15 protein-coding genes and 1 tRNA gene are annotated in these 13,116 nt (G+C 69.7%); 7 read left to right on the forward strand and 9 right to left on the reverse strand.

The features are described 5' to 3' along the window. Positions 1-8 precede the first annotated feature (8 nt). The 4 genes from CEF10_RS13520 (at position 9) to CEF10_RS13535 (ending at position 3,537) form a co-directional block, all read left to right on the forward strand. Complete coding sequence (locus tag CEF10_RS13520) at positions 9-929, forward strand: branched-chain amino acid ABC transporter permease (protein ID WP_101068779.1); 921 nt, start codon at positions 9-11, stop codon at positions 927-929. Next, positions 926-1,909, forward strand: a complete 984-nt coding sequence (locus CEF10_RS13525) for a branched-chain amino acid ABC transporter permease (protein WP_101068707.1) — start codon at positions 926-928, stop codon at positions 1,907-1,909. Before CEF10_RS13520 ends, CEF10_RS13525 begins: the two co-directional genes overlap by 4 nt. Then, positions 1,902-2,651 carry an ABC transporter ATP-binding protein gene (locus CEF10_RS13530; protein WP_101068708.1) on the forward strand — a complete coding sequence of 250 codons (750 nt, stop codon included), beginning with the start codon at positions 1,902-1,904 and terminating at the stop codon, positions 2,649-2,651. Before CEF10_RS13525 ends, CEF10_RS13530 begins: the two co-directional genes overlap by 8 nt. A gap of 196 nt (positions 2,652-2,847) precedes the next feature. After that, positions 2,848-3,537, forward strand: coding sequence for an ABC transporter ATP-binding protein (locus CEF10_RS13535; RefSeq protein WP_101068709.1), 690 nt, complete (start codon positions 2,848-2,850; stop codon positions 3,535-3,537). On the opposite strand, the gene CEF10_RS13540 is transcribed toward CEF10_RS13535, so the two are convergent. The 3 genes from CEF10_RS13540 to CEF10_RS13550 form a co-directional block, all read right to left on the reverse strand. Next, entirely contained in the window at positions 3,534-4,652 is a 1,119-nt protein-coding gene (locus CEF10_RS13540; protein ID WP_101068710.1) for a Hint domain-containing protein, read from the reverse strand. The genes CEF10_RS13535 and CEF10_RS13540 overlap by 4 nt on opposite strands. Positions 4,653-4,850: 198 nt before the next feature. Next, positions 4,851-4,927 (reverse strand) — tRNA-Met (locus CEF10_RS13545). A gap of 91 nt (positions 4,928-5,018) precedes the next feature. Next, positions 5,019-5,564: a glutathione peroxidase gene (locus tag CEF10_RS13550; protein WP_101068711.1), complete on the reverse strand. Its 546-nt coding sequence runs from the start codon at positions 5,562-5,564 to the stop codon at positions 5,019-5,021. Positions 5,565-5,683: 119 nt separating this feature from the next. On the opposite strand from CEF10_RS13550, the gene CEF10_RS13555 reads away from it, so the two are divergent. Beyond that, a complete protein-coding gene (locus CEF10_RS13555) occupies positions 5,684-7,093 on the forward strand; it encodes an FAD-binding oxidoreductase (protein ID WP_101068712.1) in 1,410 nt (469 codons plus the stop codon). A gap of 10 nt (positions 7,094-7,103) precedes the next feature. Here the strand turns inward: CEF10_RS13555 and CEF10_RS13560 are convergent, their stop codons facing one another. Further along, positions 7,104-7,289, reverse strand: coding sequence for a hypothetical protein (locus tag CEF10_RS13560; RefSeq protein WP_101068713.1), 186 nt, complete (start codon positions 7,287-7,289; stop codon positions 7,104-7,106). Further along, positions 7,286-8,248: a hydroxymethylbilane synthase gene (gene hemC, locus CEF10_RS13565; RefSeq protein ID WP_101068714.1), complete on the reverse strand. Its 963-nt coding sequence runs from the start codon at positions 8,246-8,248 to the stop codon at positions 7,286-7,288. The genes CEF10_RS13560 and hemC overlap by 4 nt, the downstream gene beginning before the upstream one ends. Positions 8,249-8,345: 97 nt before the next feature. On the opposite strand from hemC, the gene hemE reads away from it, so the two are divergent. Further along, complete coding sequence (gene hemE, locus CEF10_RS13570; RefSeq protein ID WP_101068715.1) at positions 8,346-9,380, forward strand: uroporphyrinogen decarboxylase; 1,035 nt, start codon at positions 8,346-8,348, stop codon at positions 9,378-9,380. 12 nt (positions 9,381-9,392) lie between these two features. On the opposite strand, the gene CEF10_RS13575 is transcribed toward hemE, so the two are convergent. The 3 genes from CEF10_RS13575 to CEF10_RS13585 form a co-directional block, all read right to left on the reverse strand. Next, complete coding sequence (locus CEF10_RS13575) at positions 9,393-10,160, reverse strand: FadR/GntR family transcriptional regulator (protein ID WP_101068716.1); 768 nt, start codon at positions 10,158-10,160, stop codon at positions 9,393-9,395. An 86-nt stretch (positions 10,161-10,246) separates the two neighbouring features. Then, entirely contained in the window at positions 10,247-10,855 is a 609-nt protein-coding gene (cobO, locus tag CEF10_RS13580; RefSeq protein WP_101068717.1) for a cob(I)yrinic acid a,c-diamide adenosyltransferase, read from the reverse strand. A 134-nt stretch (positions 10,856-10,989) separates the two neighbouring features. Beyond that, a complete protein-coding gene (locus CEF10_RS13585) occupies positions 10,990-12,204 on the reverse strand; it encodes a TsoY family (seleno)protein (RefSeq protein ID WP_101068718.1) in 1,215 nt (404 codons plus the stop codon). A gap of 60 nt (positions 12,205-12,264) precedes the next feature. Between CEF10_RS13585 and CEF10_RS13590 the strand changes: the two genes are divergently transcribed. After that, positions 12,265-12,720: a hypothetical protein gene (locus CEF10_RS13590; RefSeq protein ID WP_232796512.1), complete on the forward strand. Its 456-nt coding sequence runs from the start codon at positions 12,265-12,267 to the stop codon at positions 12,718-12,720. Between the two features lie 9 nt (positions 12,721-12,729). On the opposite strand, the gene CEF10_RS13595 is transcribed toward CEF10_RS13590, so the two are convergent. Beyond that, positions 12,730-13,107, reverse strand: a complete 378-nt coding sequence (locus CEF10_RS13595; RefSeq protein WP_157933035.1) for a GFA family protein — start codon at positions 13,105-13,107, stop codon at positions 12,730-12,732. Between the last annotated feature and the right edge of the window lie 9 nt (positions 13,108-13,116).

Consider the following 13,116-nt stretch of genomic DNA (forward strand, 5'->3'; position numbering starts at 1 on the left):
CCATTTCCGTGACACCCATTCTCTTCATCGAACAGGTCCTCAACGGGCTTCAGTTCGGGGTCATGCTTTTCCTCATGGCCGCCGGGCTGACGCTCGTCTTCGGGGTGATGGGGCTGATCAACCTCGCGCATGGCTCTCTCTACATGGTCGGTGCCTTCGCCGCCGCGGCCGTGGCGGGCGCGACGGGATCGTTCCTTCTGGCGCTGGTGGCGGCGCTGGCGGCGGCGGCCGCGGCGGGGACCATCGTGGAACTGGTTGTCATACGGCGGCTCTATCACCGCGATCACCTCGACCAGGTACTGGCCACCTTCGCGCTGATCCTGATCTTCTCGGAAGGGACGCGCTGGGTCTTCGGCTCCTTCCCGCTCTACCTCAACATCCCGGATTACCTGTCCGGGCCGGTCACTCTGCCCGGCGGGATCGAGTACCCCCTCTACCGGCTGGCGATCATCGGCGTGGGGCTGGCGGTGGCCGTGGGGCTGTTCTGGCTGGTGTCCCACACGCGGCTGGGCATCCGTATCCGTGCCGGTGAATCCGACCGGGAGATGATCGCGGCGCTGGGCGTGGACATCTCGAAACTCTACACCGTGGTCTTCGCGCTGGGCGCGGCTCTGGCGGGGCTGGCCGGCGCGCTGGTGGGCGCGATCCAGTCGGTGCAGGTGGGCATGGGCGAACCGGTGCTGATCCTGGCCTTCGTGGTGATCGTCATCGGCGGCATCGGCTCGATCAAGGGTGCGCTGGTGGGGGCGCTGATGGTGGGGCTGACGGACACGCTGGGCGGTGTGCTGCTGCCGGCGCTGTTCCGGCTGTTCCTCGACAATTCGGCGGCCACGACCACCGGCTCGGCGCTGGCCTCGATGCTGATCTACATCCTGATGGCCGTGGTCCTGATCTGGCGGCCGCGCGGGCTGTTCGGGGTGGCCGCATGAGCCGCGAGGGCTGGATCAACGCCCTGCTCCTGGCGGGGGTCGCGGGCGTGCCGCTGTGGGCCTGGGCGGTCGACGAGCCCTTCACCATCACGCTGGCCACCCGCGCGGCGATCCTCGCGCTGGCGGGCGTGGGGCTGAACATCGCGCTGGGGCTGGGCGGGCTGGTCAGCCTGGGCCACGCAGCCTTCTTCGGCATCGGCGGCTACGCCATGGGGATCCTTGCCAGCCACGCCCAGGCCTATGACCCGATCATGGAGGCGCCAATCCTGATCCAGGGCACCAAATCCATGCCGGTGATCTGGCTGGTCGCCGTGGCCGCGGCGGCGCTGGCCGCGCTGGTGATCGGGGCGCTCAGCCTGCGCACCTCGGGCGTCTACTTCATCATGATCACGCTGGCCTTCGGGCAGATGTTCTATTTCTTCGCGATCAGCTGGCCGGCCTACGGCGGCGAGGACGGGCTTTCGATCTATGTCCGCAACGGGTTCCCCGGGCTGAACACGCTCGACCCGATCCAGTTCTTCGGGCTGTGCTTCGCGCTGTTGCTGTTGGCGCTGCTGTTTTCCGCGCGGCTGGCGAAGGCACCGTTCGGGCTGGCGCTGAACGCCGCGCGGCAGGTGCCCACAAGGGTGGCGACGGTCGGGCTCAGCCCCTTTCGCCTGCGGCTGGTGGCCTTCGTGATGTCGGGGGCGATCACCGGGCTCGCCGGCGCGCTGTTCGCCGATCTCAACCGGTTCGTCAGCCCGACAATGTTCAGCTGGCAGACCAGTGGCGAGATCATCGTGTTCGTCATCCTTGGGGGCGTGGCGCGCACCTGCGGGCCCGTCGCGGGGGCGGCGCTCTTCGTCGCGCTCGAGCACGTCCTCGGAGACCTGTCGGACTACTGGCACATCTACCTCGGCCTCATCCTGCTGGCGGTGGTGCTGTTCGCGCGCGGCGGGATCGTCGGCACGCTGGCCGGGCGGGGGCGTGCGCATGACTGATCCGGTTCTCGCCACGGACGGGGTGACCAAGCGGTTCGGCGCGCTGGCGGCCTGCGACGGTGTCAGCCTCGAATTGCGCCCGGGCGAGATTCACGCCGTGATCGGCCCGAACGGGGCGGGGAAGTCCACCCTCATCCAGCTGATCTGCGGCGGGCTGGCGCCCGATGCGGGCCGCGTCACCTTCCGGGGTCGTGACGTGACGGCGTCGAACACCCAGGCCCGCGCGCGCGCCGGCCTGGGGCGGACGTTCCAGGTCTCCGCGCTGGCGATGGAGGACACGGTGCTGCAGAACGCGGTGCTGGGCGCGCTCGGCGCGCGTGGTGGCGCCTTCCGGGTCTGGCGGCCGGCGCTGCGCGACCCGGCGCTGCGCGATCGGGCGATGGCGGCGCTCGAGCGCGTCGGGCTGGCCGACGTGGCCGCCGTGCGGACGGCGGAACTGTCGCACGGCCAGCGCCGGCAACTCGAGGTTGCCGTGGCCCTGACGCTGGAGCCGCACGCCTTCGTCATGGACGAACCCATGGCGGGCATGGGCCCCGAGGGGTCCGCGCGCATGACCCGTTTCCTCGACGGGCTGCGCGGGCAGGCGCCGATCCTGCTGGTCGAACACGACATGGACGCGGTCTTTGCGCTGGCCGACCGGTTGAGCGTGCTTGTCTACGGCAGGGTCATCGCCACCGGCTCACTCGCCGAGGTGCGCGCCGACCCGGCGGTGCGCGAGGCTTACCTGGGGGAGGACGCATGACCGCAACGCTGGGCCTGTCGACCGACCGGCTGCCCGGGCGGTGCCGCCTGGATGCCTCCGGCGGGAGTATTTCCGGCAAGATGAAGCCGCGCGCGCCCCGACCTTCGCCTTGGCGGAAATACTCCGGGGGAGTCGCCGCTTGCGGCGACGGGGGCAGCGCCCCCGACCGCCGCCGCCGCTCGCGCCGGGGTGGATCATGAGCCTTCTGTCCGTGCAGAATCTCGCCGTGTTCTATGGGCCCAGCCAGGCGCTGTTCGACGTTTCGCTGTCCGTGGAGGCAGGCGAGGCGGTTGCGCTCATGGGGCGCAACGGCATGGGCAAGACGACCACGATCAAGGCGGTCTGCGGGCTCGTGCCGCTGGCGGACGGCACCGTTCGTTTCGCCGGTCGCGACATCGCGCGCCTGCCCGCCCACAAGGCGGCGCGGCTGGGTCTCGGCCTGGTGCCCGAGGGGCGGCGCTGCTTTCCCAACCTGACCGTCGAGGAGAACCTGCTCGCGGCGGCACGGCCCGGGGCATGGGATCTGGCGCGCGTTTCCGCGCTGTTTCCCCGGCTGGCCGAGCGGCGCGCCCAGATGGCCGCGACGCTGTCGGGGGGCGAGCAACAGATGCTGGCCATCGCGCGCGCGCTCATGACCAACCCGCGGCTGCTGATCCTCGACGAGGCGACCGAGGGTCTCGCCCCCGTCGTGCGCCGCGAGATCTGGGCGGTGATCGCGCGGCTGCGGCAGGAGACGGGGCTCGCGATCCTGCTGGTCGACAAGTCCCTGGCCGAGCTGCGGCAGGTGGCCGACCGCGCGGTCATCCTGCAAAAGGGGCGGGATGTCTGGTCGGGCCGGTTCGACGCGCTCGACACCGCCACGTCCGAGCGGCTCATCGGGGTCTAGGGTATCAGCGCCGGGGCGCTCTTGCCTGGCGACCCAGGTGCGGCAAGGGGATGCCCGTTGGCGGACAGCCGCCACAGCAGCCGCTTGAGGCGCTTGCCCTTCACCAGCGGCCGGGCCGGGGTCATGCGTTCGGGCAGGCGGTGCCGCTGGCGCAGCGCGGCAAGCGTTGCAGGCGGGATCTCGGCATCGGCGATATCGCCCAGCAGCAGGCTTTCGACGGCGGCACCCTCGGCCGTCAGCACCGCGTGGTGGTCCAGCAGGAGGTGATGGTAGTGCACCCCGCGCGGCGCGGGCGCGCGGTCGATGCCCGGCCAGCCGGCCAGCTGTGCGGCGGGCGCCAGCACTTCCGGGCGGCCGAACATCCGGGCGGCGGCCTTCGCCCGCAGCAGGACACGGTGTTGGGGGGAAAGCCACAGGTCGGTGGCGGGCCACCCGCCCCCCAGCGCGCCTGCAGTGATCCGCACCGGCCCGTGGCGCGGTTGCGCGGCGAGATGGGCCCGCGACAGGAAACGCGCGTGGCGCAGCAGCACGGGCGCGGGGCCACGGTCGGCGGTCATCACAAGGTCGCCTTCCGCGATCTTCTCCACCGGTTTCGGCCCGCCGGGGGTGGCGATGCGCGTGCCGGCGCAGAAACAGATCGGCACGATCGTTGCCTCGGGGACGTCACCCTGCCCGCCGCTTCCGGGCCCCTCGGCGGCAGAGACGACGGTCAGCGGCTTGCCGGTCGGCGGTACCGCGTCGACGAAGGCGAGGCCTTCCACCGTGGCATAAGCGGGTGAACTGTTGTTCAAGTTTACCGCGAGCACCGTGTAACGTTCGCCGGTGTCGGGGTCTTCCAGGACGAACTGGTACTCCGCCTCGATCCGCGTGCCGTCACCGTAGGTCGTGCCGTCGAAGGTTTGCGCGCCGTCGAGCCGCTGGTTGCCGTCGTTGTCGTCGAAATCGTCGTCGCGCCCGGGCTCGCTTACCGCGATCTCCGAGAAGTCGCGGTTCTCGAGCGTGATGGTCCTTCCCACGAGGTGCGAGCCGTCGCCCTGCGTCACCCCGTCAAGCTGGCCGCCACCGCTGACGGTGACGCTCGATTCGGGCAGGGCAAAGAACGAATAGTCAGCCACGGCCGCCCCTCGTGCGCGGACGGTGGGCGCATGTCGCGCGGCGCGTCACCCCGGATCGTGTCATGATACCTGCTGCTCGGCCTGTATGCGCCTTTTCCCGACGCTTTGCTTTGCCTGAAGGATACGCGGGATCGCGGTGTTTGTAAATCGCCGCCCCGCGGCGAGGCCCGGGATCGGTGCGCGTGCTCTTGAAAGGAATGGTAGCGGAGGAGGGACTTGAACCCCCGACACATGGATTATGATTCCACTGCTCTAACCGACTGAGCTACTCCGCCGAACGCGCGCTAGGTAGGCCACGGCGTTTGCCGCGTCAAGGCTGAAAAATTGCCCGTCTGCCCGCCACAGGCCGACGGGAGGCTGCCGGTTTCAACCCCGGGGCAGAAGCGCCTCGATCCGGTCGGTGATCGCCGCCGACAGCGGCCGGGCGGCCGAGCCGTAGGTTTCCACCATGTCCCCGTCGGGCCCCAGCAGCACCTTGTTGAAGTTCCAGCGCGGGGCGAAGCCGTGGGTGTCGGCCAGCCACTGGTAGAAGGCGTGTGCGTCGGGCCCGCGGACGTGGGTGATCGTCGTCATCGGCATGTCGATGCCGAAGTTGACCTCGCAGAACTCCTTGACCTTCTCGTCGGTGGCGAGCTCCTGCCGGAAATCCTGCGATGGCACGGCGAGCACCACCAGCCCGTCGTCGCGGTAGCGGTCATAGAGCGCCTGCAGCCCGTCGTACTGGTAGGTGTAGCCGCAGCGCGACGCGGTGTTCACGACCAGAACGGGCTGGCCGGACCAGTCGGACAGCGACAGCGTGCCGCCGTCGATCGAGTCGAAGACCCAGTCCTCGCTTTCGGCCGTGGCCGGCAGCGGCGCGAGTATCGTGATCGCGGCGACGGCGAGGGCAAGGCGGCGGAATGTCTTGAGCATCTGGCGGGTCCTCCTGCTGGCTTGGCGAATAGGCTAGGGCGGGTCTGGCGTCCGTCCAGTCCGGTCTTGCACCCGGGTCGTGGCTGGCGCAGGTTCGGCCCGGCGACAGATGCGGGGAAATGTCCATGATTGAAGAGCTCCTGCGGGCCGTGGGGGCGGCGCATGTCCTCACGGGCGACGACATGGCGGCCTGGACCCGGGACTGGACCGGGCAGGCCGCGTGGAGGCCGCTGGCGGTCGTGCGGCCCGCGGACACCGCGCAGGTGGCGCGGGTCGTGACGCTGGCCAACGCGGCGCGCACGCCCGTGGTGCCGGTGTCGGGCAACACCGGACTGGCCCAGGGCACGCGGGCCGACGGTGCGCTCATGCTGTCGCTCGACCGGATGTCGGCGGTGCGCGAAATCAACGTGCCCGCCCGCACCGCCGTCGTGGAGGCCGGCGCGATCCTTTCCGTGCTTCACGATGCCGCCGAGGCCGAGGGGCTGATCTTTCCGCTGACGTTCGGCGCGCGCGGCTCGGCGATGATCGGGGGCGCCCTGGCCACCAAAGCCGGCGGCTCGAACGTGCTGCGCTACGGCAACGCGCGCGACCTGTGCCTCGGGATCGAGGCGGTGCTGCCCACGGGCGAGGTGCTGGACCTGATGACCGCGCTGCACAAGGACAACTCGGGCTACGACCTGCGTGACCTTCTGATCGGCGCCGAGGGAACGCTGGGGATCATCACCGCTGCCGTGCTCAAGCTGCATCCCAAGCCGCGGGCGTATGCCACCGCGATGGTCGCCGCGCCGTCGGTGGATGCCGCGCTGGGGCTTCTCAACCGTCTGCAGGAGGAAACGGGTGGCGCCGTGGAGGCCTTCGAATACATGCCGGGCAGCTACATCGCCGCGCACATGGCGCACACGGCCGGCGCCCGCCCGCCCTTCGACGAGATGCACGACGTCAACGTCCTGGTCGAGGTGGGTGCGCTGGCGCCGCGCGACGCGACGCCGGGCGACGATGGCGAGGTGCCGGTCGTGGCGCACCTGGAAAGCGTGCTTGGCGCGTTGTTCGAACGGGGCGAGGTTCTGGACGCGGTCGTGGCCCGGTCCGAGGCGCAGCGGGCCGAGATGTGGGCGCGGCGCGAGGCCGCGGCCGAGGTGACGATGGCCGGCGGGCCGGCGGTGATCCATGATATCGCCGTGCCGCTGGACCGCGTGGCGACCTTCCTGTCGCGCATGCGCGCGCGGCTGCCCGAGATCGACGCGCAGGCCGACGACGTCACGGTGGCGCACCTGGGCGACGGGAACCTGCATTACTCCGTCCGCCCGGGGCAGGCCGATCCGGCGCGCATGGCGGCGATCACCGAGATGGTCGAGGAGGTCGTCGCCGAGCTGGGCGGCAGCTTCTCGGCCGAGCACGGGATCGGCACGCTCAAACGCAAGACGATGGCGCGGCGCAAGAATGCGGTCGCGCTGTCCACGATGCGCGCGATCAAGCGGGCGCTGGACCCCGACGACATCCTGAACCCGGGAAAACTGCTGCCCGACTGAGCCCCCGGTGTCAGCCGTCCGCGCGCATCCCGCCCGTCGCGCGCGCGTCAAGGGTGCCGGCTGCCAGCGCCGCGCCGCAACAGGCCGGCAGGAACACCATCGCGGCCCGTCGACGGGGCCAGGCCAAGACCAGCCTTGTCGCGTCGCCGCCCGCCGGCACCAGCACGTGGGTGCTGCGCCGGGGCGGCGCGCTCATGCCGTGCGCCAGTCGAAGAAGCCGGGGCCGGCCTGCGCCAGCAACGCCTTGCCCATGTCGTGGCCCAGCGCCGCGCCGTCCTCGACCGGGGCGGTGCGGTCGTCTGTCAGCCGCTCGGAACCGTCCGGGCGCAGGATCTCGCCGCGCAGCCGCAGGGTGCCGCCCGAGATCTCGGCCAGCCCGCCGATCGGTGTCTCGCAGGAGCCGTCCAGCGCGGCGAGGAAGGCGCGCTCGGCCGCCAGCCTCTTGCCCGTTTCGGCATCGTGGATCGCTTCGAGCATGCCGGCCGCGCGGCTGTCGTCGGCGCGCCGCTCGATCGCGATGGCGCCCTGCGCGATGGCGGGCAGCATCTCCTCGGGCGCGACGGGGCCGCGGGCCACGTCGGCCCGGCCCAGCCGGTTGAGCCCGGCCATCGCGAGGAACGTGCAGGCGGCCACGCCCTCGTCGAGCTTGCGCAGGCGGGTCTGCACGTTGCCGCGGAACTCGACCACCTCGAGGTGCGGGAAGGCGACAAGCACCTGTGCCCGCCGCCGCAGCGACGAGGTGCCGACGCGGGCGCCCTCGGGCAGGTCTGCCAGGCCGGCCGCGCCGGGCGAGACGAAGGCATCGCGCACGTCCTCGCGCGGCAGGCAGGTATCGAGCGCCAGCCCCGCGGGCTGTTCCACCGGCATGTCCTTCATCGAATGCACCGCGACGTCGATGCCGCCCTGCAGCAGCGCCTCCTCGATCTCTCGGGTGAACAGCCCCTTGCCGCCCAGTTCCTTCAGCGGCGTGTCGCTGGCGATCATCGCGCGGTTGTCCCCGGTGGTCTTGATGACCACGATCTCGAACGCCGCCTGCGGCAGGTCGAAGGCGGCGGCGAGACGGTCGCGCGTCTCGTGCGCCTGCGCCAGCGCCAGCGGCGAGCCGCGCGTGCCAAGCTTCATCGGGGCGTCGGGTGTGGGCAGGTCCTTTGTCATGGCCCCCGTCTAGTCGGGGCGGCGATTGGTGGCAAGCGCGGGCGCTTGACATTGTGCCACGGTGCGGCGATGCGGGGGCAAACCACAGGGGGCACGCATGGCCGAGGCCAAGACACTACTGCGGGCGCTGGCGGGCGAGACGCTGCCCACCCCGCCCATCTGGATCATGCGGCAGGCCGGCCGCTACCTGCCGGAATACCGCGAGACCCGCGCGCAGGCAGGGGATTTCCTGTCGCTTTGCTACAACAGCGACCTGGCGACCGAGGTGACGCTGCAACCCATCCGCCGCTACGGTTTCGATGCCGCCATCCTGTTCGCCGACATCCTGCTGGTGCCGCAGGCGCTGGGCGCGGACCTGTGGTTCGTCACCGGCGAGGGACCGCGCCTGTCGACGATCACCCGGCAGGCGGAGTTCGACGCGCTCAAGCCCGCCGCGGAGATCCACGAGACGCTGTCGCCCATCTACCAGACGGTGCGCAACCTGTCCGGCGAATTGCCGGGCGACGTCGCGCTGATCGGGTTCGCCGGCGCGCCGTGGACGGTGGCGACCTACATGATCGCGGGGCAGGGCACGCCCGACCAGGGCCCGGCGCACGCCCTGAAGGACGAGAACCGACCGTTGTTCGAGGCCCTGCTGGAGCGGCTGACCGAGGCCACGATCGAATACCTTTCGGCCCAGATCGACGCCGGTGCGGAATGCGTGAAGCTGTTCGACAGCTGGGCAGGGTCGTTGCAGGGCGCGGATTTCGAGGCCTACGCCACCGCCCCCGCGCGCCGCATCATCGCCGAGTTGAAATCGCGGCACGACAACGTGCCGGTGATCGCGTTCCCGCGGCAGGCGGGCGCGGCCTATACCGGGTTCCACGCCGCCACCGGCGCCGACTGCGTGGCGCTGGACGAAAGCGTCACGCCGGAGTGGGCCGCGGCCAACGTGCAGGTCAACGGCTGCGTGCAGGGCAACCTGGCCAACACGCACATGGTCACCGGCGGCGAGGCCCTGGTGACCGAGACGCGCCGCATCGTGGAGGCGTTCTCGGGCGGGCCGCACGTCTTCAACCTGGGCCACGGCATCACGCCGGACGCGGATCCCGACAACGTGCAAAGGATGATCGACGCGGTGCGCGGCGGCTGAGCGCGCGGCGCCTCAGCGCGATTGCTCGTGCTCGAAGCGCTGGCGCGCGATCTCCTCGTTGCGGGCCGTCTTGCGCTGGTCCTCGAGCTGTTTCTCGACGTAGCCGAGATGCGTCTCCACCGCCTTGCGCGCGCCCTGCGGGTCGTGTGCCTGCAGCGCGGCGTTGATCGCGCGGTGCTGGTCGAGAAGTTGCTGGCGGCTCGTGCGTTGCTTGAACATGACCTGGCGGTTGTAGAACACGCCCTCACGCAGCAGGTCGAACATCGAGCGCATCATGTGCAGCATCACCACGTTGTGGCTGGCCTCGATGATCGACAGGTGGAACTCGGCGTCCAGCCGCGCCTCCTCCGCCGGGTTGGAGCGGGCATGCGCCACCTCCATCTTGTCGAAGATGGTCTGGATGACCTTCAGGTCGGTTTCGGACGCCAGACGCGCGGCGCGCTCGGCCGCCAGTGCCTCGAGGTCGCGGCGAAAGCCGATGTAGTCGAACACCGCCTCGTCGTGATCCGCGAACAACCGGATCAGCGCGGGCGAGAACGCGCTTCCCAGAACGTCGGCCACGTAAACGCCCGAGCCCGCGCGCGACGTCAGCAACCCCTTGTCCTGCAATTCGGAGATCGCGTCGCGCAGCGACGGGCGCGACACGCCCATGCGCTCGGCCAGTTCGCGTTCGGACGGCAGGCGTTCGCCCGGACGCAGGATGCCGCGCAGGATGAGTTTCTCGATCTGTCGGGTCACGGCGGTGGCAAGTTTCTCCGGGGTGACTTTCTGGAACGGCATCGCGGTATCCTGATGGGATCGGTCCACGGATGATATGGCGCGCGTTCACCTGCGGCAAGCGGCCGGCCGGCGCGGTTGCCGTGTCGTCAGTATTCCACGCCGATCTGTGCCTTGATGCCCGCGCGGAACGGGTGCTTGACCAGTTCCATCTCGGTCACGAGGTCGGCGGCCTCGATCAGCGCGTCATTGGCGTTGCGCCCGGTGAGCACGACATGCGTCATCTCGGGTTTCTCGGTGGCGAGGAATTCAACCACCTCGTCCACGTCGAGGTAGTCGTAGCGCAGCGCGATGTTGATCTCGTCGAGCAGGACCATGCGGATCTCGGGATCGCGGATCAGGTCCTTGGCCTTGTCCCACGCGGCGCGGGCCATCTCGATGTCGCGGTCGCGGTTCTGGGTTTCCCAGGTGAACCCCTCGCCCATCGTGTGGAACTGGCAGATGTCCGCGAAATGCGACTGGATCAGTTCGCGCTCGCCCGTGCCCATGCCACCCTTGATGAACTGGACGACCGCGCAGGGCATCTCGTGGGCGATGCAGCGGAAGATCATGCCGAAGGCGGCCGATGACTTGCCCTTGCCCTTGCCCGTGTGGACGATCACAAGGCCCTTCTCGTCGGTCTTTGTGGCCATGATCTTTTCGCGCGCGGCCTTCTTCTTGGCCATCTTCGCGGCATGACGGTCGCTGTCGTCGCTCATCTGGTCCTCCTGTCGCGGTCGCGCGAGTCTGTGCGAGCGCGCGGGCACGCGCAAGCCGTTTTCTGCGGACCGGAACGAAAAGCGCGGGACGCCGGAGGAGGACGCCCCGCGCAGGTTCCGGCGGCGGAGAAAGCTTATTCCGCCGGCACCATCCCGGTGGCTTCACGCGGGCGGAAATGCTGTCGGTTGAGCCGCAGCATCAGCCAGATCATCAGGATCTGCGCGGCCAGCGCGACGGCGGTGAGCGCCCAGTAGGCGGTGCCGAACTTGTCGATCACGCCGGCAGCCACCAGCCCCTTGTTGACGAAGAAGTGGGTCATGACCGCGAAGGCGACGCCGGGGCAGATCAGCGCGTAGGACCCGGGCGAGGTCTTGGGGCCCGTCACGAAGTCCTTGAAGTAGCCCTGCCGCCGCAGAACCGCCCAGCCCAGCAGCAGGAACAGGATCTCGACCGCCAGGAGCCGGGCGAGGAACACCAGCATCTCGCCGGGGGACCCCTCGGTGCCGAACTCGACGTGCATGCCGTGGCTCTGGCGCATGAACATGATGCCAAGCACGGTCATGATCGGAACCACCACCATCAGCGTCGGGCCGGCCTCCTTGGCGGTGCCGTAATGCAGCATCGAGTTGAAGCCGGTGATCGCGGCCACCACGGTATAGAGGATCGCGGCGACGCCGAAAAACGTGCTCAGCACCAGGCTGGCGCCCACGGTCACGGTGGCCGTGCTCATCGCCGAGGGGGCGGCGAGCCCGACGGCGACCATCGAGATGGCGAAGGCCGGCAGCAGTTGCGCGAAGGAGTTGTGCGCGGTCATGTCGAATTCGCCCCCGCCGGCGAGCACGCGCCCCAAAAAATCGCCGATCAGCCGCAGCGCCCAGGCGCCGATGGCCAGGAACGCCACCAGGGCGGCCGGGAACAGGTATTCGACGATGCCCCACAGCCCCGGCACGAAGACCATCCCGAGGATGAACAGCACGTTGACGGTCATCGCCGTGGCCAGCGGCGCGGCCAGCAGGGTGGTCTCGGCGTTTGACCGGCGCAGCGTGGCGTATTGCGGCGTGCGCGCGAAGCGGCGCAGCGCGGCGACGTTCCACAGCAGCGACTTGACGTTGAGAAAGGCCATCGCGGCGATGCCGATCATGGCCACCACGATGGCGACCCGCATCGCCGGGCCGCCGGTGGAGAAGGCGGCCATGATGTCCTCGAACACGGGCACGGGCTGCCCGGGGTGAGGGACCCAGAACAGCAGGTACATGAAGAAGGTGACGGTCAGCCCGCCGGCGCCCAGCGACGCCAGGAAATAGAGCGGCGAGTAGGTGTCGGCGGGACGGGTCGCAGGAAGGGACATGGCAGGCCTCCTATATATGCCAATATTGGAATATAACTAACATTCGAGATGTGGAATACAATGGCATTGATTGTCGCAGCAGGCGGCAAGACCCTGTTAACCACATTGCGGCAACGCTGGGTCATGCGGTTGGCCCCTTTGTTTGCCGTGGTGTTCGCCCTGGCGGGCTGCAACACACCGAGCCCGGAGTTCCGGGGCGCGGAACCGGTGCGCCTGACGCTGGGGCAAAGCACCTTCGACGTGCGCGTCGCCGGTGACAGGGCGCAGGCGATTCGGCGCAATGTCGAATGGGCGCCGCGGCTGCAGGCTGTCGCGCCCCGTGCCATCGCCGCGATCGAGGCGGTCAGCGGCTGCGCGGTTTCGCACCTTGACGGGGATGCCGCCGTCACCGAGGCGCGGCTGGACTGTGGCGAGGGGCGGCGCCTGCCGTTGCCGCCCCGGCCGGCCGGCTACACCTGCGAGGTCGAGACGGCTTTCGACGGGCACGTCGAACTCTACTGCCTGCCGCGTGACTGACCGTGCCGCTCAGGCCGGATCGCGCTGCCCCGGCGCGATCCAGCCCAGCCGCTCGTCGGCGTGGAAGTCATCTGTGGGAATGATCGAGCCGGGATCGTCGAGAAGGGCGGCGTGGAAATGCGTCTCGCCGGGCTCGCGGCTGCTGCCATAGGCCACAGACGCCCCGCAGACCGGACAGAAATAGCGCAGCGTTCCCGGTGAGGACGCGTAGCTGGACGGCGGTGCCCCGGTCCAGCGCCACGCGCCGTTGGGATGGCCGATGAACGTGACGACGCCCGCGCCTGTCGCGCGCCGGCAGCTTGCGCAGTGGCAGTGGCCGACCCATCGGGACGAGCCCAACAGTTCGAAGGTGACCGACCCGCAAAGACAATACCCGAAACGTGTCATGCCTGGCGC

This window comes from Roseovarius salinarum (genome assembly GCF_002834145.1).
In the GTDB taxonomy this organism is placed as follows: domain Bacteria; phylum Pseudomonadota; class Alphaproteobacteria; order Rhodobacterales; family Rhodobacteraceae; genus Roseovarius; species Roseovarius salinarum.